Source organism: Inquilinus sp. OTU3971 (assembly GCF_038440215.1).
On sequence record NZ_JASATH010000078.1, the window covers coordinates 1 to 20829 of the forward strand.

General features: G+C 70.2%; 22 protein-coding genes. 11 read left to right on the forward strand and 11 right to left on the reverse strand.

Features of this window, described 5'->3' with window-relative positions; all coding sequences use genetic code 11:
• A partial coding sequence (locus AAHM41_RS19795; RefSeq protein WP_342238295.1) for a hypothetical protein occupies positions 1-187 on the forward strand: 187 nt, incomplete at its 5' end.
• A gap of 400 nt (positions 188-587) precedes the next feature.
• On the opposite strand, the gene metH is transcribed toward AAHM41_RS19795, so the two are convergent.
• Together metH and AAHM41_RS19805 are read right to left on the reverse strand one after the other, a co-directional pair.
• Positions 588-4355 (reverse strand): methionine synthase, encoded by a 3768-nt coding sequence (gene metH / locus AAHM41_RS19800; RefSeq protein WP_342238296.1) that lies wholly within the window; start codon positions 4353-4355, stop codon positions 588-590.
• A gap of 121 nt (positions 4356-4476) precedes the next feature.
• Positions 4477-5262, reverse strand: coding sequence for a substrate-binding domain-containing protein (locus AAHM41_RS19805; RefSeq protein WP_342238297.1), 786 nt, complete (start codon positions 5260-5262; stop codon positions 4477-4479).
• Between the two features lie 187 nt (positions 5263-5449).
• Here AAHM41_RS19805 and AAHM41_RS19810 point away from each other — a divergent pair, with 187 nt between their 5' ends.
• Positions 5450-5905 (forward strand): MEKHLA domain-containing protein, encoded by a 456-nt coding sequence (locus AAHM41_RS19810; protein ID WP_342238298.1) that lies wholly within the window; start codon positions 5450-5452, stop codon positions 5903-5905.
• Positions 5906-5923: 18 nt separating this feature from the next.
• Here the strand turns inward: AAHM41_RS19810 and AAHM41_RS19815 are convergent, their stop codons facing one another.
• Positions 5924-7321, reverse strand: a complete 1398-nt coding sequence (locus AAHM41_RS19815; protein ID WP_342238299.1) for a P1 family peptidase — start codon at positions 7319-7321, stop codon at positions 5924-5926.
• A gap of 144 nt (positions 7322-7465) precedes the next feature.
• On the opposite strand from AAHM41_RS19815, the gene AAHM41_RS19820 reads away from it, so the two are divergent.
• Together AAHM41_RS19820 and AAHM41_RS19825 are read left to right on the forward strand one after the other, a co-directional pair.
• Positions 7466-8386 (forward strand): aldo/keto reductase, encoded by a 921-nt coding sequence (locus AAHM41_RS19820; protein ID WP_342238300.1) that lies wholly within the window; start codon positions 7466-7468, stop codon positions 8384-8386.
• Complete coding sequence (locus tag AAHM41_RS19825) at positions 8386-9057, forward strand: DUF6064 family protein (protein WP_342238301.1); 672 nt, start codon at positions 8386-8388, stop codon at positions 9055-9057. The genes AAHM41_RS19820 and AAHM41_RS19825 overlap by 1 nt, the downstream gene beginning before the upstream one ends.
• A 7-nt stretch (positions 9058-9064) precedes the next feature.
• Here AAHM41_RS19825 and AAHM41_RS19830 read toward each other — a convergent pair whose 3' ends face one another.
• From AAHM41_RS19830 to AAHM41_RS19840, 3 genes are all read right to left on the reverse strand, one after another.
• A complete protein-coding gene (locus AAHM41_RS19830; protein WP_342238302.1) occupies positions 9065-9910 on the reverse strand; it encodes an aspartyl/asparaginyl beta-hydroxylase domain-containing protein in 846 nt (281 codons plus the stop codon).
• Positions 9911-10143: 233 nt separating this feature from the next.
• A complete protein-coding gene (locus AAHM41_RS19835; RefSeq protein WP_342238303.1) occupies positions 10144-10533 on the reverse strand; it encodes a type II toxin-antitoxin system VapC family toxin in 390 nt (129 codons plus the stop codon).
• Positions 10530-10784 carry a type II toxin-antitoxin system Phd/YefM family antitoxin gene (locus tag AAHM41_RS19840; protein WP_342238304.1) on the reverse strand — a complete coding sequence of 85 codons (255 nt, stop codon included), beginning with the start codon at positions 10782-10784 and terminating at the stop codon, positions 10530-10532. The genes AAHM41_RS19835 and AAHM41_RS19840 overlap by 4 nt, the downstream gene beginning before the upstream one ends.
• A 134-nt stretch (positions 10785-10918) precedes the next feature.
• Between AAHM41_RS19840 and AAHM41_RS19845 the strand changes: the two genes are divergently transcribed.
• The 6 genes from AAHM41_RS19845 (at position 10919) to AAHM41_RS19870 (ending at position 16479) form a co-directional block, all read left to right on the forward strand.
• A complete protein-coding gene (locus tag AAHM41_RS19845; RefSeq protein WP_342238305.1) occupies positions 10919-11548 on the forward strand; it encodes a LysE family translocator in 630 nt (209 codons plus the stop codon).
• 85 nt (positions 11549-11633) lie between these two features.
• Positions 11634-13787: a methylmalonyl-CoA mutase gene (gene scpA / locus AAHM41_RS19850; protein WP_342238306.1), complete on the forward strand. Its 2154-nt coding sequence runs from the start codon at positions 11634-11636 to the stop codon at positions 13785-13787.
• A 12-nt stretch (positions 13788-13799) separates the two neighbouring features.
• Positions 13800-14357, forward strand: coding sequence for a DUF6886 family protein (locus AAHM41_RS19855; protein ID WP_342238307.1), 558 nt, complete (start codon positions 13800-13802; stop codon positions 14355-14357).
• Positions 14358-14386: 29 nt separating this feature from the next.
• On the forward strand, positions 14387-15661 hold the full coding sequence (locus tag AAHM41_RS19860; RefSeq protein ID WP_342238308.1) for a DUF763 domain-containing protein: 1275 nt from the start codon (positions 14387-14389) through the stop codon (positions 15659-15661).
• A 96-nt stretch (positions 15662-15757) separates the two neighbouring features.
• Positions 15758-16123 carry a hypothetical protein gene (locus AAHM41_RS19865; protein ID WP_342238309.1) on the forward strand — a complete coding sequence of 122 codons (366 nt, stop codon included), beginning with the start codon at positions 15758-15760 and terminating at the stop codon, positions 16121-16123.
• Between the two features lie 8 nt (positions 16124-16131).
• Positions 16132-16479 carry a hypothetical protein gene (locus tag AAHM41_RS19870; RefSeq protein WP_342238310.1) on the forward strand — a complete coding sequence of 116 codons (348 nt, stop codon included), beginning with the start codon at positions 16132-16134 and terminating at the stop codon, positions 16477-16479.
• Between the two features lie 284 nt (positions 16480-16763).
• Here AAHM41_RS19870 and AAHM41_RS19875 read toward each other — a convergent pair whose 3' ends face one another.
• The 4 genes from AAHM41_RS19875 to AAHM41_RS19890 all read right to left on the reverse strand — a co-directional run bounded on the left by AAHM41_RS19875 (position 16764) and on the right by AAHM41_RS19890 (position 19921).
• The gene (locus AAHM41_RS19875; RefSeq protein ID WP_342238311.1) at positions 16764-17963 is read right to left on the reverse strand and encodes a hypothetical protein; all 1200 of its coding nucleotides are present in this window, start codon (positions 17961-17963) and stop codon (positions 16764-16766) included.
• Between the two features lie 74 nt (positions 17964-18037).
• On the reverse strand, positions 18038-18598 hold the full coding sequence (locus tag AAHM41_RS19880) for a GNAT family N-acetyltransferase (RefSeq protein ID WP_342238312.1): 561 nt from the start codon (positions 18596-18598) through the stop codon (positions 18038-18040).
• Positions 18599-18666: 68 nt separating this feature from the next.
• The gene (locus AAHM41_RS19885; protein WP_342238313.1) at positions 18667-19437 is read right to left on the reverse strand and encodes an alpha/beta fold hydrolase; all 771 of its coding nucleotides are present in this window, start codon (positions 19435-19437) and stop codon (positions 18667-18669) included.
• Positions 19438-19498: 61 nt separating this feature from the next.
• Entirely contained in the window at positions 19499-19921 is a 423-nt protein-coding gene (locus AAHM41_RS19890; protein ID WP_342238314.1) for an organic hydroperoxide resistance protein, read from the reverse strand.
• 182 nt (positions 19922-20103) lie between these two features.
• Here AAHM41_RS19890 and AAHM41_RS19895 point away from each other — a divergent pair, with 182 nt between their 5' ends.
• Positions 20104-20556, forward strand: coding sequence for a MarR family winged helix-turn-helix transcriptional regulator (locus AAHM41_RS19895; RefSeq protein ID WP_342238315.1), 453 nt, complete (start codon positions 20104-20106; stop codon positions 20554-20556).
• Positions 20557-20582: 26 nt separating this feature from the next.
• Here the strand turns inward: AAHM41_RS19895 and AAHM41_RS19900 are convergent, their stop codons facing one another.
• Positions 20583-20828: a DUF4170 domain-containing protein gene (locus tag AAHM41_RS19900; RefSeq protein WP_342238316.1), complete on the reverse strand. Its 246-nt coding sequence runs from the start codon at positions 20826-20828 to the stop codon at positions 20583-20585.
• Between the last annotated feature and the right edge of the window lies 1 nt (position 20829).

Sequence of the window (20829 nt, forward strand, 5' to 3'; positions counted from 1 at the left end):
CGCCAACTATCTGAACCTGTTACCGGAGATCCGCCTACTCCGCCACCTCGGCCAGCCGGGGCTGGGGATGCAACTCAAGATCTGGCCCGGCCAGTGCTCAGTTGGCCTTCTGATGCTTGCTTCCGCTCGCGAATCTAAGACGGAATTCGCTCGCCTGGAGGCGTGTGCTCCAGAAGCGAGGCCATAGGGCCGAGGCCATTGTTGCGTCTCGGCGCATCGCCAATACACATTCGCCAAGTGCGATTTGTTCTGGGTCGCTATGTCTGCCTTCAATCAGGTCAAGTAGTCTTTCGCCAGATCGGACGACATCGTCAGGTGCTGACAACCAGAGCCTTCTAAGCTCTGTGATCATTTCGTTCCTCTGTCCAATATCCAAATTACCCTCCGTGAATGTGGGAAGGCGATCTAGAACTTCCTGATATCGCAAAATTCTTTGTGCTTGGCGTTCCCAAGCGCGTTGATAGAGCCAAGCGGCAGATGCGATCACCGCAGCAACTGCGATACCGAATACTTCCACTATTCCTCCAGAATTCTCTTAGAAGCGGAAGTCAGCATAAACCGAAGCTATATGTGTGACGAGTTGGTTCCTATTCCGCCGCCTCGACCAGCGGGGCGGGGGTGTAGTTCAGGATCGGGCCGAGCCAGCGCTCGACCTCGGCGATCGGCATGCCCTTGCGGCTTGCATAGTCCTCGACCTGGTCGCGCTCGACCTTGGCGACGCCGAAATAATACGCATCCGGATGCGCCAGATAGAGGCCTGAGACCGACGAGCCCGGCCACATGGCGTAGCTCTCGGTCAGGCGCACGCCGATCCGCTTCTCGGCGTCGAGCAGCCGGAACAGCGTCACCTTCTCGGTGTGGTCGGGCTGGGCCGGATAGCCCGGGGCCGGGCGGATGCCGCGATAGGGCTCGCCGATCAGCTCGTCCGGGGCGAAGGCCTCGTCCGGCGCATAGCCCCAGAACTCACGGCGCACGCGCTGGTGCATGGCCTCGGCGAAGGCCTCGGCGAAGCGGTCGGCCAGCGCCTTGACCAGGATCGAGGAATAGTCGTCATTGGCCCGGGCGAAGCGGTTGGCGATCGCCTCCTCCTCGATCCCGGCGGTGACGACGAAGCCGCCGACATAATCGGCCTTGCCGCTGTCGGCCGGGGCGACGAAGTCGGACAGCGCCACCCGCGGCCGGCCGTCGCGCTTCGACAGCTGCTGCCGCAGGGTGAAGAAGGTGGCCAGCTCGTCGCGCCGCACCTCGTCGGTGAACAGGCGGATGTCATCGCCGACCGTGCCGGCCGGCCAGAAGCCGATCACCGCCTGCGGCTTGAACCAGCGCTCCTCGACGATGCGGGCCAGCATCGCCTGGGCGTCCTGGAACAGCTGCCGGGCGGCCTCGCCCTGCTTCTCGTCCTGCAGGATCGCGGGGTAGCGGCCCTTCAGCTCCCAGGTCTGGAAGAACGGCGTCCAGTCGATGTAGCGCGCCAGCTCCGCCAGGTCCCAGTCCTCGAACACCCGGGTGCCCAGGAAGGACGGCTTCGGCGGCTGGTAGCCGGCCCAGTCGATGGCGAAGGGCGTGGCCCGCGCTGCCGTCAGCGGCAGGCGCTGCTTCTCCGCCTCCGCCCGCGCATGGCTGTCGGCGACCTTGCGGTACTCGTCGCGCACGCCCTCGACATAGCCGCGCTTCGCCTCAGGCGACAGCAGGCTCGAGACCACGCCGACGGCGCGGCTGGCGTCGTTGACATAGACGGTCTGGCCGCGGGCGTAGCGCGGATGGATCTTCACCGCGGTGTGCACCCGGCTGGTGGTGGCGCCGCCGATCAGCAGCGGGATGTCGAAGCCGTCGCGCTCCATCTCCGCCGCCACATGCACCATCTCGTCCAGCGACGGGGTGATCAGGCCCGACAAGCCGATGATGTCGACCTTCTCGGCCTTCGCCGTCTCCAGGATCTTGGTCGCCGGCACCATGACGCCGAGATCGATGATCTCGTAGTTGTTGCAGGCCAGCACGACGCCGACGATGTTCTTGCCGATGTCGTGCACGTCGCCCTTGACGGTCGCCATCAGGATCTTGCCGGCGCTCTGCCGCTCGCCGCCGCCGCCATTGGCGGCCTTCTCGGCCTCCATATAGGGCAGCAGATGGGCGACCGCCTGCTTCATCACGCGGGCCGACTTCACCACCTGGGGCAGGAACATCTTGCCGGCGCCGAACAGGTCGCCGACCACGTTCATGCCGGCCATCAGCGGGCCTTCGATCACATGCAGCGGCCGCTCGGCCTCCAGCCGCGCCTCCTCGACATCGACATCGATGAACTCGGTGATGCCGTTGACCAGCGCATGCTCCAGCCGCTTGCCGACCGGCCGCTCGCGCCAGGTCAGGTCGCGCTCCTTGGCCTCGCGGCCGGCGGCGCCCTTGAAGCGCTCGGCCAGGGTCAGCAGCCGCTCGGTGGCGTCGTCGCGGCGGTTGAGGACCACGTCCTCGCAGGCCTCGCGCAGATCCGGCTCGATCGATTCATAGACCGCCAGCTGCCCGGCGTTGACGATGCCCATATCCATGCCGGCCTGGATGGCGTGGTACAGGAACACCGCGTGCATCGCCTCGCGCACCGGCTCGTTGCCGCGGAACGAGAAGGACAGGTTGGAGACGCCGCCCGAGATATGGGCGTGCGGCAGGGTCTGGCGGATCTGCCGGGTGGCCTCGATGAAGGCGACGCCGTAGCCGTTGTGCTCCTCGATGCCGGTCGCCACCGCGAAGACGTTGGGGTCGAAGACGATGTCCTCGGGCGGGAAGCCGGCCTCTTCGGTCAGCAGCTTGTAGGCCCGGGTGCAGATCGCGACCTTGCGCTCCAGCGTGTCGGCCTGGCCGGCCTCGTCGAAGGCCATCACCACCACGGCGGCGCCGTAGGAGCGCACCAGCCGGGCATGGTGCAGGAAGGCCTCCTCGCCCTCCTTCATCGAGATCGAATTGACCAGGGGCTTGCCCTGGACGCATTTCAGCCCGGCCTCGATGATCGAGAATTTCGAGCTGTCGATCATCACCGGCACGCGGGCGATGTCGGGCTCGGCCGCGATCAGGTTCAGGAACTCGACCATGGCCCGCTCGGAATCGATCAGGCCCTCATCCATGTTGATGTCGAGGATCTGGGCGCCGTTGGCCACCTGGTCGCGCGCCACCTCCAGCGCCGCGGCATAGTCGCCGGCGGTGATCAGCTTGCGGAAGCGGGCCGAGCCGGTGACGTTGGTGCGCTCGCCGACATTCACGAACGGGATGTCGGTGGTCAGCGTGAACGGCTCCAGCCCGGACAGCCGCATCAGCGGCGCCACGGTCGGCACCTGCCGCGGCGGCAGGTCCGCCACCGCATCGGCGATGGCGCGGATGTGGTCGGGGGTCGACCCGCAGCAGCCGCCGACGATGTTGACCAGGCCTTCCTCGGCGAAGCCGCGGATCTGCGCGGCCATCGCCTCCGGCGTCTCGTCATACTGGCCGAACTCGTTCGGCAGGCCCGCGTTCGGATAGGCGCAGACGAAGGTGTCGGCCGCCTCGGCGATCTCGGCCAGATGCGCCCGCATGGCGTTGGCGCCGAGGGCGCAGTTCAGGCCGATGGTGAAGGGCCGGGCGTGCCGCACCGAATGCCAGAAGGCGGTCGGGGTCTGCCCCGACAGGGTGCGGCCCGACAGGTCGGTGATGGTGCCGGAGATCATCACCGGCAGGTGCACGCCCTTCTCGGCGAAGACCAGCTCGGTGCCGAAGATCGCCGCCTTGGCGTTCAGCGTGTCGAAGATGGTCTCGATCAGGATGATCTCGGCGCCGCCGTCGACCAGGCCGCGCACCTGCTCTGCATAGGCGTCGCGCAGCTGGTCGAAGGTGACCGCGCGGTAGCCCGGGTTGTTGACGTCCGGCGAGATCGAGGCGGTGCGGTTGGTCGGCCCCAGCGCGCCGGCGACGAAGCGGCGGCGGCCGTCCATCGCCCGGGCCTTGGCGGCGGCCCGGCGGGCCAGCCGCGCGCCCTCGCGGTTCAGGTCGTAGACCACCTTCTCCATGCCGTAATCGGCCTGGGCGATCGAGGTGGAGGAGAAGGTGTTGGTCTCGAGAATGTCGGCGCCGGAGATCGCGTAGCCGAAATGGATCGCCTCGATCGCGTCCGGCTGGGTCAGGATCAGCAGGTCGTTGTTGCCCTGCAGGTGGCAGTCGCAGCCGGCGAAATGGGTGCCGCGGAAATGCTCCTCGCCGAAGCCCAGCCCCTGGATCTGGGTGCCCATGGCGCCGTCCAGGATCAGCACGCGCTCGCGCGCCGCCGCGGTCAGCGCGGCCAGAACCTCGGTGCCGTCGACCGGCTCCAGGGGGATGTCCAGGGTAGACGTGGTCATGGCGAGCAGCCGGCGGTTCCGGGTCGGGGCTTATGTAATGACATAAAGATATCTTTATATCAACATCCGATGTCGCGAAGAGAGCGACAAAGGTCGCCGGGAGAGCGGCCCTTCCACCGCCCTACTTGCTGTCCGCGGTCGGCTCCAGCCCGGTCGCGGCGATGGCCGGGGCGGCGGCGGGGGAGGCCAGGAACTCCAGCAGCCTCTTCGCCGCCGCCGGGTCGTGCGAGCCGGCGACGATGCCGGCGGAATACAGCGTCACCTGCTGCAGCTCGGGCGGCAGCGGCCCGACCAGGTCGATGCCCTCGACCGCCTTCAGCTCGGCGATCTGCTGGAAGCCCAGCTCCGCCTCGCCCTTGCCCACGATCTCGCCGACCGGCGTGGCCGGGATCTTGCGGGCCTTGCCTGCCATCTGCGCGGCGATGCCCAGGCGCTGGAACATCTTGGTCGAGATGTAGACGCCGCTGGCGCTGTCGGAATAGGCGATCGACTTCGCCGCCAGCAGCGCCTGCTTCACCGCCTCGGCCGAGCCGATGTCCGGCTTCGGCGCGCCGGCCTTGACCGCGACGCCGATGCTGGAGCGGGCGAGGACGACCTTGCTGTCGGGCAGCACCTTGCCCTGCTTGATCAGGTCGTCGAGGGCGTATCCCACCATGATGACGACATCGAGCTTTTCGCCGCGGGCCAGCCGGGCCGGCACCGCGTTCGGCGTGTCGCCCATCGACGGGCCCCAGGCGATCGAAAGCCGGTCGCCGCTGGCGCGCTCGTATTCCGGCGCCAAAGCGCGGTAGGCGGGGGCGAAGCCGCCGGAGCTGACGACCTGCAGCTCGGCCGCGGCAACGGGCTGGACGAGCAGCAGCAGTCCGGCGACGGCGAGGGCACGGGAGACGATCGGCGGCAGCGTCATGGGGCAGCTCCTCGGCTGAATCGGATCGGGGTCCTGATCGTGGCCGAAAACACCGCGGGCCGTGGCCCGTCGGTGTGGCAGCCCAGCCATGCCCGGACACCGTGCCGCAGCCGGCTTGTCCGGCCGGGGCTTATGTCCGACGTAGCTCCCATGCGCGCGGCTGTCGCGGCGCGCCCCGGAGTCCCTGATGAGCCTGGCCCACGATCCCGATTTCCTGCGCCTCCTGGCCGGCAGCCACGCCCGGCTGATCGGTGCGCCGCTGCTGCCGGAGGAAGGCGACGCCGCCGAGCAGGCGCGCTGGCTGTACGAGTCGGCGCCGTTCTGCGTGCTGGCGCACAACACCGATGCCGATCCGCGCTTCGTCTACGCCAATCGGGCGGCCCAGGCCTGCTTCGAATATGGCTGGGACGAGTTCGTGACGCTGCCGTCCCGCCTCTCCGCCGAGGCGCCGGACCGGGCCGAGCGGCAGCGCCTGCTGGACGCGGTCACCCGCGACGGCTTCATCGGCGACTATCGCGGTCTGCGCATCGCCAAGTCCGGCCGCCGCTTCTGGATCGAGAACGCCACCGTCTGGCAGCTGATCGACGAGGCCGGCACCCTGCGCGGCCAGGCGGCGACGTTCAGCGACTGGCGGGAGGAGTGAGGGCTCGGCCCTCGGCCCTCAGCCGCCCTGGCGCGTCCCCAGCTGCTGCCAGTGGCCGGGGTTGAGCACCAGCCGGCCGGACTCCTCGAAGCGCAGGGTCAGGGGATAGCGCCCCGGCACCATGAAGTCGGTGGCCGAGACCGGCTTCAGCTCGGTCCGCTCCTCCTTGCCGATGGCGAAGGCGGCGCGGGCGCCGGTCGCCTGGGCGAACAGGGTGTCGCCCTCGGCCGTGACCTTCACCGTCACGAAGGGGCTGAAGACGTAATCGCCGGCCAGCGCCGCCAGCTTGTCCGCGGTCAGCACCGGCTTGCCGGCGGGCGTCGCCGGTTTCGGCTGGTCGGGCACAGAGGCCAGGATCGCATCCCACATCACCTCGCCGCCGATCACGCCGAGATCGACCGTCGGCAGCATCGCCGCCTCGTCCTCCAGCTCGCCGGTCGAGACGGCGTACAGCACGTCGCCGTCGAACTCGGTGGCGAAGGGCTGCAGCGCCCGGCCCATCGAGCCGTGCACCTGGATCGCCAGGCGCTGCAGCTCCGCCGGCTTCAGCTTCTGGTTGGTGACGACCAGGCTGACCGTGGTGTTGCGCGCCGGCGCGTCGGCGTTCGGCGCGCCGGTCCAGCCCGGCTTGCGGCTGTCCGGATAGCCCGCCAGAAGCGCCGCGGTGGTCAGGTCCTTCGGCCAGCCCTCATCGCCGTAGCAGGCCGCCACCTTGCCGTCGCGCGTCGTCACCACGCCCAGCGCGTTGACCACGACGAAGGCGGCGACCTTGACTTGGCCGACCTGGCGGACGGCGCCGCCCTGGCCGGAGAAGGCGTTGCAGCCGAACAGCGACCCGGTCACCGCCAGCCGGCCGGCACCCTGGGCGCCCAGCGGGAACACGCCGGGCCTGGCAGCGCGGAAGGCCGCCTGGGCCAGCCGCTTGTCCGGCACCAGCTCGTTCAGCCGGCGGCCGCCGAGATCGTAGATGATGGCGCCGACCGACAGGGCGATGTTGTCCCAATGGCCGCCGCGGACGCCGTCCTCCTTCAGCGCCGAGGCGATGGCGGTGGTGGCCTCCAGCCCGTACCAGGAGCCGCCGGCGAACACCACGGCGTCCAGCTCCGGCGCGTCGTAGCCCAGGCGCAGATAGTCGGTGTTGACCGTGCCGGGCCCGCCGCCGCGGACATCCACGGCAGCCAGCGACCGCCGGTCGAAATGGAACACGGTGACGCCGGTCGGCCCCTCCTCGTACTCGCCGGTGCCGACCTGGATCGCCGGCCAGTCGAACTGCAACAGCTTGTCGCCGGCGTTCAGCACCGGGGTCGGCGCATCCTGCGCTGCAGCCGGCAACACCATGCCCGCGAGCAGGGCGACGAGCAGGCCCCCCGCCAGAGCCCCGCCGATCGACCTCCCGCTGTTCCGTCGATTCCGCATCCCGTCCCCCTCCTGTGATCCGCCGGCCGCCGGCGGCGCGAACGGGAATGCTGTCCCAACCGCGCCGCATTCGGAAGAGGATAGTGGCGCCGCCGCCGTCGGATCCCATCTTCATGGGGGCGACAGCGCAGACGGAGGCAGGCGATGCCGCGTTCCCCGATCCTCTCCCGCCGCGCCCTGCTGGGCGCCCTGGCAGCGACCGGCGCGGCGCCACTGCTGCCGGTCCCGGTCGCGACGGCGCAGGCAGCCCCGCTGACCCGGCCGATCCCCTCGACCGGCGAGGCTTTGCCCGTGGTCGGGCTCGGCAGCTGGATCACCTTCAATGTCGGCGACGACCCGCAGGCGCGCGACGACTGCGCCGAGGTGATGCGGGCCTTCTTCGCCGAAGGCGGTCGGCTGATCGATTCCTCGCCGATGTACGGCTCGTCCCAGCCGGTGATCGGCCACGGCCTGGCCAGGCTCGGGCGGCCGCCCGTGTTCGCGGCCGACAAGGTCTGGACCTCCGGCGACGGGCCGGGGCAGATCGAGGAGTCGCGCCGGCTCTGGGGCGTGCCCCGCTTCGACCTGCTGCAGGTGCACAACCTGCTGGCCTGGCAGGTGCATCTCGACACGCTGTTCGCCATGAAGGCGGAGGGCCGGCTGCGTTATGTCGGCATCACCACCTCGGAGGGGCGGCGGCATGGCGAGATCGAGCAGGTGATGCGCAGCCGGCCGATCGACTTTGTCCAGATCACCTACAACATCCTCGACCGCGAGGCGGAGGACCGCATCCTGCCGCTGGCGCAGGAGCGCGGGATCGCCGTCATCGTCAACCGGCCGTTCCGCCAGGGTGAGCTGATCGACGATGTCGCAGGCGAGACGCTGCCCGGCTGGGCCGCCGAGATCGGCTGCGGCAGCTGGGCCCAGATCCTGCTGAAATTCGTGGTTTCGCACCCGGCCGTCACCTGCGCCATCCCCGCCACCACCCGAATTGACCATGTGCGGGAGAATCTCGGCGTCGCCCGCGGCCCGATGCCGGATGCGGCGATGCGCCGGCGGATGGCCGCCGATGTCGAGGTGCTGTGATGGCGGAGTGGTGGAGCTACCGCCTCTCCGACTTCCTGCTGTTCTCGCCCCGCACCTATCACCGGCTGTTCGAGCTGTACAATGCGGCGATCTGGCCGGCGCAGGTCGTGGCGGTCCTGCTCGGACTGCTGATGTTGGTGCTGCTGCGGCGCGGCGGCCCGGTGGCGGGGCCGGCCGTCGCCGCCATCCTGGCGGCCTGCTGGGCCTGGGTGGCGATCGCCTTCCATCTCGACCGCTATGCCACCATCAACTGGGCCGCGCCCTGGGTCGCCGCGGCCTTCCTGGCGCAGGCCGCGCTGCTGGTCTGGGCCGGGGCGATCGGCGGTCGGCTCTCAGCCCCGCCGCGGCTCGACGCCGCCGGCCGGGCTGGGGTGGGGATCTTCCTGTTCGCGCTGCTGCTGCAGCCGGCGATCGGCCTGCTGCTCGGCCGGCCCTGGCGCCAGGCCGAGATCTTCGGCGTCGCGCCCGACCCGACCGCGATCGGCACGCTCGGCCTGCTGCTGGCCCTGGCCGGGCCTTCGCGCTGGGTCCTGATGGTCCTGCCGGCACTGTGGTGCGCCGCGACCGGGGCGACGCTGTGGACGATGTCGGCGCCGGATTCCTGGGTGGCGCCGGCCCTGGCGCTTCTGACCCTTGCGCTCGCGGCCGGGCAGGCGCTGATGCGCCGGTAGCGGGCCCTCAGGCCTTCTTGTTCCGCAGCGCCTCGGCCTGGGCGTAGAACTTCTTCTCCCACTCCTTGTGCGCGTCCTGCCCCTCGCGGATGAAGGGGGTGAAGACGGCCAGGTTCAGGAGCAGCCAGTTCACCAGCCGCGCCGGGAAGCGCAGCGGCTTGACGAAGTCGATGAACAGCACCACCCGGGTCTTCTCGGTGTGGTTCCAGGCCTCGTGCTCATAGGCGTCGTCGAACACCAGGGCCTTGCCTTCCTCCCAGTGGCAGATCTGCTTGTCGACACGGATCGCCAGCTTCTCGCGCGGCTCCGGCACCAAGAGCGGCAGGTGCAGCCGCAGCACGCCGTTATAGGGGCCGCGATGGGCTGCCAGGTGCTTGCCCGGCTCGAAGATCGAGAACATCGCCGTCTTCAGCCCGGGGATCTTCTGGACGATGCGCCAGGTCTCCGGGCATTGGGCGATGTTCTTCTCCGAGCTGACGCCGTAGCCGGCCAGGAAGAAGGTCTTCCAGTGGGTGTCCTTGCTGATGGTCTTCACGTCGGACGAGATGTCCTGGAAGCTCGGCAGCTCGTTCTGGCGCAGCAGCACGCGGTCCAACTCGGCCCGGATCAGCGGCCATTCCCGCTCGATCTCGGCGACCCAGGGAAAGACGGCGGTGTCGTAGACCGGCGGGTTGCCGACCTTGGTGTATTTCAGGTTGAGCCGCTCGGCCCAGGCGACGAACCGCATGAAGAAGCGGGTCACCGGGCTCGGCCGCTCCAGGGTCGGGTCGATGCCCTCGGTGACGAACACCTGCTTCGGGTTGACTGGGCCCGGATGCGTCGCGGTGCCGTTGTTTCCGACGCTTGCGTTCACGGTGTCACACTCCGACTGTGCTCTCGCTTCCGAACGGTCGCAGCGGCTTGGCTCGACGCTGCGACGAGGGGACTATATCGCAGAAAACGGCGGTTGGGACGTTGGTCCGCCACGGGATTCCTTCCCCTACACCAATGGCAGGGCGGTTGCTATCGCTCCATCTGCGAATCATTCCTAGCCGGATTTGTGACAACGTCAAGACACTGCGGGGGCGGTACGGTGCCGCGGATCGCTCAGAAATAGATGGTGGAGCCGCCATAGGCCGCGACCGTGGAGTCATGGGTGACCAGCCGCAGCGGTTCGGCCAGGGCCTGGGCGACGAGGAGTCGGTCGAACGGGTCCGCATGAAGCGGCGGCAGTGCCTCGACACCCGCGGCGTGCTCGGGCGATACCGAGAGAAGAGCGTATCCGGCCTGGCCGAAGTACTCGATCGCCTGCGTCCCGGAAAAGGGCGGTGCGCCGCGTCGGGCCATCGAATGCTTGATCGCGATCTCCCAGACGCTGGCGGCGGAGACATGGATCGAATTCGCCGGATCGGCGATCAGGAGCCGGATCGCCTCCGGCATCACCTCTGGCGACACCAGCGCCCAGATCGCGACATGGGTGTCGAGGAGCAGCCTCACTCCGGCTCGCCCTCGAACAGCGCCGCGATCCGCTCGTTGTCGGCGTCGAACTCTTCGAGCGTCATCGACGGATATCGGCCGGCGAGCAGGCCGAGGCGCTTGGCCGCATCGGGCGCGGGGGCGATGGGAACGAGGCGAGCGACGGGGCGGCCGTTGCGGGCGATCACGATCTCTGCCTCACGCCCTGTCTCGACCGCCGCCACCAGGCGGGAGAGGCTGGACTTGGCCTCGAAGATGTTGACAGTGGTCATGCCGGCTATCCTAGCTAAACCTAGCCAGATATAGGCCGCCGCTCAGATCCCTTCAACCGGTCCCAGGTCGGACGCCTGACGTTCGCGCTCGGCCGCGCTATGCTGGCCCGCAAGACTCCGCCGGAGGCCCGTCCATGCCGTCGCTCGCGCATCTGCTGCCCTTCTTCGTCGCCACGGTGCTGATCGCGATCATCCCGGGGCCGGCGATCCTCTACACCGTGGCCCAGACCCTGGCGCGCGGCCGGGCGGCGGGGTTCCGCGCCGCCACCGGCATCGCGGTCGGCGACCTGGTCCATGTCGCGGCCGCCGCGGCCGGGCTGTCGGCGGTGTTCCGCTGGTCGCCGACCCTGTTCCTGGTGGTGAAGATCTTCGGCGCCGCCTACCTGGTCTGGCTCGGCATCCGCATGCTGCGCAGCCGCGGGGCCGGCGACGCCTTGCCGCAGCTGGCGCAGAAGACCGCGCGCCGAGCCTTTGCCGAAAGCGTGGCGGTCGAGCTGCTGAATCCGAAGACGGCGCTGTTCTTCATCGCCTTCCTGCCGCAATTCGTCGACCCCGCCGCCGGCCTGCCGGTCTGGGCCCAGTTCCTGGTGCTGGGAATGATCGTCAACGCCGTGTTCTTCGCCGCCGACGTCGCCACCCTCCTGTGCATCGACCGGGCGATGGCCCGGCTGCGCCGCAGCGAACGGGTGGCGCGCTGGCTGCGCCTGGCCAGCGGCTCGGCCCTGGTCGGGCTCGGTGCGCATATGGCGCTGAGCCGCAACTGAGCGAAGCGCGAAACAATCATGCGCGCCGCGTGACCGCGGCCGGGACCGCTCCTATACTCGCCTCCGTGACAGGAGGAATGCCGCCATGACCGCCTTCGACAAGCGGACCCCCGCCGACTGGGAGGCGCTGGCTCGGAAGGAGTTGCGCGACCGCCCGCTGGAGAGCCTTACGGTCGAGACGCCGGAGGGCGTCACGGTCAAGCCGCTGTACACCGCGGCGGATTTGCCGGAGGGCGCGGCGGGGGAGCTGCCGGGCTTCGCCCCGTTCACCCGCGGCGTGCGCGGCACGATGTATGCCGGCCGGCCCTGGACCGTCCGGCAGTACGCCGGCTTCTCCACCGCGGAGGCGTCGAACGCCTTCTACCGCGCCAACCTGGCGGCCGGGCAGCAGGGCGTCTCGGTCGCCTTCGACCTGGCCACCCATCGCGGCTATGACAGCGACCATCCGCGCGTGGTCGGCGATGTGGGCAAGGCCGGGGTGGCGATCGATTCCGTCGAGGACATGAAGATCCTGTTCGACGGCATTCCGCTCGACCGCATGTCGGTGTCGATGACCATGAACGGCGCCGTGCTGCCGGTGCTGGCCGGCTACATCGTGGCGGCGGAGGAGCAGGGGGTGCCGGAGGCGAAGCTGTCCGGCACCATCCAGAACGACATCCTCAAGGAGTTCATGGTCCGGAACACCTACATCTACCCGCCCGGGCCATCGATGCGGATCGTCGCCGACATCATCGCCTACACCGCCGGGCGGATGCCGAAGTTCAACTCGATCTCGATCTCCGGCTACCACATGCAGGAGGCCGGGGCGACGGCGGTGCAGGAGCTGGCCTACACCCTGGCCGACGGGCTGGAATATGTCCGCGCCGCGATCTCCGGCGGGCTCGACGTCGACGCCTTCGCCGGCCGGCTGTCCTTCTTCTTCGCCATCGGCATGGATTTCTTCACCGAGGTGGCGAAGCTGCGCGCCGCCCGGCAGCTCTGGGCCGAGCTGATCCAGGCCGAGTTCGCGCCGAAGAAGGCCGAGAGCCTGATGCTGCGCACCCATTGCCAGACCTCCGGCGTGTCGCTGACCGAGCAGGACCCCTACAACAACGTGGTCCGCACCACGGTCGAGGCGCTGGCCGCGGTGCTGGGCGGAACCCAGAGCCTGCACACCAACAGCTTCGACGAGGCGCTGGGCCTGCCCACGCCCTTCTCCGCCCGCATCGCCCGCAACACCCAGCTGATCATCGCCGAGGAGACCGGGGTGACCCGCACCGTCGATCCGCTCGGCGGCAGCTACTACATCGAGGCGCTGACGGCCGAGCTGGCGGCCAAGGCCCGGGTGCTGATCAACGAGGTCGAGGCCATGGGCGGCATGACCAAGGCGGTCGAGGCCGGTCTGCCGAAGCTGCGGATCGAGGAGAGCGCGACTCGCCGCCAAGCCCGGATCGACCGCGGCGAGCAGGTGATCGTCGGCGTCAACAAATACGTGCCGGACGCGCCGGACCATGTCGAGGTGCTGGCGATCGACAACTCGGCGGTGCGCGAATCCCAGGTGGCGCGGCTGAAGAAGATCAGGGCCGAGCGCGACGAAGCCGCCTGCCGCGCGGCGCTTTCGGTGCTGACCGAGGCGGCGAGGAGCGGCGATGGCAACCTGCTGGATCTCGCGGTCAAGGCGACGCGGGCGCGGGCCACGGTCGGCGAGATCTCCGACGCGCTGGAGCAGGTGTTCACCCGCCACCGCGCCGTGACCCGCTCGGTCTCCGGCGTCTATGGCGGCGCCTTCGCCGGCGACGAGGGCTATGCCCGGATCCAGCAGGAGGTGGCGCGCTTCGCCGAGGCCGAGGGCCGGCGGCCGCGCATGCTGGTGGTGAAGATGGGCCAGGACGGCCACGACCGCGGCGCCAAGGTGATCGCCACGGCCTTCGCCGATATCGGCTTCGATGTCGACATCGGCCCCTTGTTCCAGACGCCGGAGGAGGCGGCGCGCCAGGCGATCGAGAACGACGTCCATGTCGTCGGCGTGTCGTCCCAGGCGGCCGGGCACCTGACCCTGGTGCCGCAGCTGATGGCTGCGCTCAAGGCCGAAGGCGCCGGCGACATCCTGGTGGTGTGCGGCGGTGTGATCCCGCCGCAGGACTACGAGACGCTGCTGGCCGCCGGCGTCAGCGCCGTCTACGGCCCTGGCACCAACATCCCCCAGGCGGCCGGCGAGATCCTGGCCCTGATCGGCAAGGCCCGCGCGGCCGCGGCGTAAGGTCTCCGGCGGGTGCGGCTGTTCCATTTCAGCGACGACCCGGCGATCGAGCGGTTCGAGCCGCGGCCGGTCCGCGTGCCGTCGGCCCGTCCCGCCGGACAGGAGTGGCTGAACGGCCCTCTGGTCTGGGCGATCGATGACGCGCATCAGATGCTGTACCTGTTCCCGCGAGACTGCCCGCGGATCCTCGCCTGGGCGACGCCGCGGAGCACGCCGGCGGACCGGGCGCACTGGCTGGGGCCCGGCAACGCTCGCGCCGTCGCCTTCGTCGAGGCCGCCTGGATCGACCGGCTGCGCGCAGTCGCGATCCACCGCTACGAGCTGCCGCCCGAGACCTTCCGCAGCCTCGGGGATGCCGGGATGTGGGTGTCCGAGGCGCCGGTCGCGCCGCTCGGCCGTGTCGTGCTGGGCGAGCTCGACGGCGAGCTGGCCCGGCGCGGCGTCGACCTCCGCATCGTCGATACCCTGGCCCCGCTCGCCGCGCTGTGGGACAGCAGCCTGCGGGTGAGCGGGATCCGGCTGCGCAATTCGGCCAGCTGGGCGCTGGCGCCGTCGCCGGGTCCGCGCTAGGATCGTTCCGTCTTTGTTCCGGAGGATCCGTGGCGAAACGGGCCGGTAGCGCCGATCTGCCCTTGCATCACGGCCGGGTGCCCGCCTGGCTCGGCCGGCGCATGGCCCGGCTGGGTGCGGTGATCGCCGAGGCGATCATCCACCATTACGGCCGCGACGAGTTCCTGCGCCGCCTGGCGCACCCCTTCTGGTTCCAGTCCTTCGGCGCCGTAATGGGCATGGACTGGCATTCCTCCGGCATCACCACCAGCGTCATCGGCGCGCTGAAGCGCGGCCTGCAGCCGATGGCCGGCGAGCTCGGCCTGCATGTCTGCGGCGGCCGCGGGTCCCATTCCCGCCAGACTCCGGCGGAGCTGGTGGACATCGGCCAGCGCGTCGGCTTCGACGGAGCGGCGCTGGCCAGGGCCAGCCGGCTGGTCGCCAAGGTCGACAGCGCCGCGGTGCAGGACGGCTTCGACCTGTATCTGCACGGCTTCATCGTCGCCGATGACGGGCGCTGGGTGGTGGTGCAGCAGGGCATGAACGGCGACAACCGCCTGGCCCGCCGCTACCACTGGTGCTCCGAGGACCTGAAGAGCTTCGTCGAGGCGCCGCACACGGCGATCGAAGGGCTGGGCCAGGGTGTCATCGTCAACCTGACCGACCGGCGGGCCGCGGCCTCGCGCCACCGCCAGATCGACCTGCTGCGCGATCTCGGCCCCGACCGCATCACCGGCGAGGTCGCGGCGCTGGAGGGCCGGGTGCCGCCGGAGCAGCCGTCGCTGCCGGAGCAGCCGTCGCTGCCGCATCTGGTGATGCCGGCGCATCATGACGTCCGGCCCAAGGACGTGATCCTGCGCCGGCTGCACGGGGCGCTGAGCGCGGCGGCGGACCGGGCGCCGGAGGATTTCTCCGAGCTGCTGCTGGTGCCGGGCGTCGGCGCCCGCACCGTGCATTCGCTGGCAATGGTGGCGGAGGTGGTGCATGGCGCCCCCTGCCGCTTCGCCGATCCCGGCCGCTTCTCCCTGGCCCATGGCGGCAAGGACCGCCACCCCTATCCGGTGCCGACCCTGGTCTATGACCGGACCATCGCGGTGCTGAAATCCGCCGTCGCCCAGGCGAAGCTGGGCAATGACGAGCGGCTGGACGCGATCCGCCGCCTCGACGACCAGGCCCGGCGGGTCGAGCGCCACGCCACCGGCCCGACCCTGCCGGAGCACATCGCGGTCGAGCGCCGGCGGTCGCACGACTATGGCGGCCGCAGCGTCTTCGGCTGGGAGCCGCCGCCCGCTGACATTCCGGGCAATGCCACGAAAATGCCTTGATTGCGGCCGGATCGAAGCAACCGGGTCATGCGTTGTGGGGTCTGAGTTGGTGGGTCCGGCCCGGTGGGCCGCCCGGCAGCAGAAGGACAGGACCTGATGATCTCGACTCGCCGCATTCTGGCCGGTGCCTTGGCCGCCGCCGCGGTCACGCTGGCGGTGTCGACCCCAGCTCTCGCCGACAGCTGGAAGCGTGGAGGCTGGGGGCCGCCCTGGCGCCACCACCACGGCTACTACTACGATCGCCGCCCTGACGTGGTGGTGGTGCAGCCGCGCCCGCGCTACTACTACGAACGTCCGCGGGTGTACTATGAGCGGCCGCCGGTCTATTACGAGCGCCCGCCGGTCTATTACGAGCGCCCGCCGGTCTACGTCGAACGGCCGCCGGCCTACTACGCGCCGCCCCCGGCCTATTACGCGCCGGCCCCGGGCATCTCGGTCAACATCCCGCTGCGCTTCGACTGAGACCCGGCATGCAACAGTCCCTGGTGCGCCTGTCGCTCCTGGCGCTGCTCGCCTTGACCGCCGCCGCCCCGACCCTGCTGCTGCAGCCGGCGACGGCGGTCGCGGATGATGACGATGATGATGATGACGACGATGATGACGACGGTTGGCGCCGTCATCATCGCCACCGGCATTGGCGCGACGGGCCGCCGCCCTACTACTATTACCGGCCGCATCGCGACCGAGTGGTGATCTACGACGACCCGCCCGACTACTATGTCCGGCGCCCGCGGCCGGTCTATGTCGAGCCGCCTTCCCCGGTCTATGTGACGCCGACGCCGGGGATCACCATCAACATCCCGCTCCGCTTCGATTGAGCCCCTCAGCCGGCTGCGGCCCCGTGCCGCGGCCGGCTTCAGCCGTCCCCGCCAATTCCGCTTGCAATCGCGCCGCGAAAGCTTATCTTGAGATTGCGAATGATTTGCAATCGCTGTTCGGCATTGTAGTCATTCATGAGATCACGGATCGGGCGGGCTGGACGACCTAGCCGCCGCCATCGTGAAAGCCGTCGATCCGTCGACGATCGGGCCGGTCCCTGGCTGGCGTTCCTCCGGCCCGATCCACACTTGAAGCCTCCGGAGCCTCGCTCCGGAGGCTTTTTTCATGGGGTGCGGCGGGCCAGGATGACGCCGGCCAGGGCCAGCGCGCCGACGACCGCCATGGCGATGCCGGTCCATTGCATCCCGGCGGTGATCGCCAGCTGGTTGAACTGCCACCAGAACTGGCCGCCGCGGTTGCCCAGCACGGCGGCGACCTGCAGCGCGGTCCAGGCGACCCCGACCCGCAGTGGCCCGGCGCCGCGCCCAAGGATGGCGGCGAAGCCGGCCAGCATCGCCAGGGCATAGGCCGGATCGCTGCTGACGCCCCAGGCCAGCGACACCGGCACCTCGATGCTCAGCCCGGCGAGGGCCCACAGGACGACAGCCGCGGCCAGCGGGCCGGCGACCGGCAGGCCGAGCCCGGGATGCAAAGCCGCCGCCAACAGCACCACGGCGACGGCGAGGTAGCCGATCAGGGAGACCTGGCCGATCAGGTCGGGCACCGACCCGCCTGCCACGGTGGCGGCGTGGACCAGCAGCGGCAGGCGGATGGCGTTCAGCCAGACGATCGGCGCCAACAGCAGCACCAGCCCCAGCGCCGCCACCGCGACCGCGACCGGCGCGGCGTGGGTGGAGGCCGCCGGCGCCGCGGCGGTCGGGCTCCGCCAGGTAACGAAGGCCAGGGCCGCCGCCATCGCCGCCCAGAACAGGTAGGGGCCGAGCGGGATCGCCAGCGAACCGGTGGCCGGCGTCAGCACCACCGCGACGGCGTTGACCAGGATCGGACCGAACAGCGTCGCCGCCGCGACCGCGATCACGGTGATACGGCCGCCCGATCCGCCGCCCAGCCGGATCAGATGCAGGTGATTGCCGACGACGAGCCCGGCGGCGCCGACCACCGCGGCGATCCACAGCAGGCTGGGGAGCAGGATCGAATCGCCGGGTTCCAGCGGCCGGCGCAGCACGGCCAGGAACCCGGCCAGCGCCAACGCCACCAGCACCCCGCCGGCGATGATCGCCGGGCGCTCGCCGCCGCGCCGGGCGAGGCCGGCCCAGCCGAGGAAGGGCAGCAGCGCCAGCAGCGATTCGGCCGTCACCAGCCCGAAGGGGCCGGCCTGGGCCTGCAGCGCCGGCCCGATCGCCGGGAGCACCCCGGCATGCAGCAGCGGCAGGGTGCTGGCGCCGAGCGCCAGGCCCAGCACCGGCCGCACCAGCAGGGCGGAGGGCAGAATCGAGGAGGGTCTGTCGCCGCGAACCGCCATGCCGGTTCCTTTCCTAATCGCCGAGATGCCGCCCGGTCTACGGCAAAGCCCGCTTCACCGAAAGACCGCCGGGGTCAGAGGTCGATGCGGAAGCGCAGCGATTCGGCGCCGCCATAGGCCTCCGCCTTGCGGAAGCGTTCGACCAGCCGGCCGCCATTGGCCAGGATCACCCGCTGCGAGGCGAGGTTGTCGGGGTCGGTGGTCAGATCGACATGGTCCAGGCCCAGCGCCCGCGCCGCGGGCAGCAGCAGCGCCAGGCCGCGCGTGGCGTAGCCGCGGCGCTGCTTCCAGGGCACCACGCTGTAGCCGATATGGCCCAGCACATGCGGCGGCAGGGCGGCGGTGCCGGGCTGCCAGCGGACGTTGAAGCTGCCGCAGAATTCCCCGTCCCACAGCCAGCGGTGGAAGCCGGGCAGCCGCGGCACCGTGCTGCCGTCCGGCATCGCGATCGGGCCGCCGCGGGCCTCGGGATCGTCCAGCCCGGCGACGAAGCCGGCCGGGTCCTGCGCGATCCGCTCCAGCTGCTCGCGCGCGGCCGCCGCCTTGCGGACAGTATCGGGCGACCAGCCGCGGCGCAGCGCGTCGGCAAATCCGGTCAGGCGGTCCAGGGACGGGGTGATCAGGGCGACGGTCATCTGGTCCTGGTAACGGAAAGCCCGCCCGCGGCGCAATGCCACGGACGGGCTTCCGGCCGGGTCTGCGGTCAGCGGTGCAGCGAGCTGGCCGCGTCCTCGAGCGCCTTGGCGACCACCGCGGGGCGGGCGACGAAGGCGGTGTGGCTGCCGGTGACCGAGACCACATGGGCGCCGATGCGCTCGGCCTCCCAGCGCTGCAGGTCCGGGTTGATCACCCGGTCGGCGGTCGACACCAGGAACCAGGAGGGCAGGGTCTTCCAGGTCGCGGCGGTGACCTTCTCGCCGAAGGCCGCGGTCGCGATCGGGCCCTGGGTGGCGGCCATCACCGCCGCCTGCGCCGGGGAGGAATCGGCGGCGAAGGCGCTGTGGAAGCGGTCGGCCGGGATGGTGGCGAAGCCGTCCGGGCCGGGCTGGATCGCGTCGGCCTCGACCGCCGCCGGGCCGTGCTTGAACACGTCGGCCGCGGACTCGCCAGCATCCGGCGCCAGGGCGGCGACATAGGCCAGGCCGGCCACCTTCGGGTCCTCGACCTGGGTGATCACCACGCCGCCCCAGGAATGGCCGACCAGCAGCGTCGGCCCGTCCTGCTGGGCCAGCACACGCTTGGTGGCGGCGACGTCGTCGGCCAGCGAGGTCAGCGGGTTCTGCACCGCGGTGACGTGATAGCCCTTGGCCTGCAGGGCGGCGACCACGCCGGCCCAGCCGGAGCCGTCGGCGAAGGCGCCGTGCACCAGGACGATGTTCTTGACGCCGGCGGGCGCCGCCTCGGCGGCCTGGGCCATGCCGAGCGACAGGGCGGCGACGGCCGCCAGGGCCAGCGCTTTGACGGAAACGCTCATCTGGGAACTCCGGACGCTGTGTGGGGCGGGGCCGGCCGGATCGCCGGCCCCGTCGTGGGGATCAGGCGACGGTCAGGCGGACGTTCAGGCTGCCGCTTGTCGCGTGCGAGTAGGGGCAGACGACATGGGCGCGGGCGACCAGGTCCTCGGCGACGGCGCGCTCCAGGCCCGGCAGGGCGATGGTCAGGCCGACATCCAGGCCGAAGCCCTGGCCGTCGTCGCGCGGGCCGACGCCGACATCGGCGGTCACGGTGCTCTCCGGCGCGATCTTCACCTTGGCCTGGCCGGCGACGAATTTCAGCGCGCTCAGGAAGCAGGCGGAATAGCCGGCGGCGAACAACTGCTCGGGGTTGGTGGCGTCGCCGCCCTGGCCGCCCAGCTCTTTCGGCGTGGTCAGGGCGACGGACAGCTTGCCGTCCTCGCTGGTGGCGCGGCCGTCGCGGCCGCCGGTCGCGGTGGCCTTGGTGCGGTAGAGGATAGCCATGATCGATCTCGCTGATGAGGGGCGGCGGGGATGCCGCTTGCGAGAAATTAGATAGCGCACAATTGAATTGCTCGCCATGCAGTGCGTTCGGGAGCGGCTATGCAAAATTGAATAGTGCGCAATTCAATTGCCTGGGGTATCCGGTCGGATTGCCCACCATCCCCAGCCGGGGAGGATCCGCGATGCCCGACACACTGGAAGCCCCGTACCGCCTGTCCGACCAGCTGTGCTTCGCCGTCTATTCCACGGCGCATGCCTTCAACCGCGTGTACAAGCCGCTCCTGGACCGGATCGGCCTGACCTATCCGCAGTATCTGGCGATGCTGGTGCTGTGGGAGCGGGACGGCCTGGCCGTGAAGGCGATCGGCGACCAGCTGTTCCTCGATTCCGGCACGCTGACCCCGCTGCTCAAGCGGCTCGAATCGGCCGGGCTGGTCGAGCGCCGCCGCAGCCGCGACGACGAGCGGGTGGTGCACATCCACCTGACCCCGGCCGGCCGGGCGATGCAGGCGGAGGTGGCGACGGTGTTCGAGGGCATCGGCTGCGCCTCCGGCCTGACGGCGGAGACGGCGGGCGCACTGAAGCAGGCGCTGCAGGCCGTGCGCGACCAGCTGCAGGCCAGCGCCGCCACCTGACGGCGGCGGGGGGCGCCCTTCAGCCGTCAGCCTTTGCGGCTGGCGTCGGTCGACGGGTCCAGCAGCCGGTGCAGATGCACCACGAAATAGCGCTTCTGGGCGTCGTCCACCGTCGCCGCCGCCTTGGCCCGCCACGCGGCATAGGCCTCAGCGTAGTTCGGGAACACGCCGACGATGTCGATCTTTGACAGATCGGCGAATTCGACGCTCTGCGTGTCCTTGAGGTCGCCGCCGAGGACGAGGTGCAGGAGCTGCTTGGGCTGGTCGGTCATG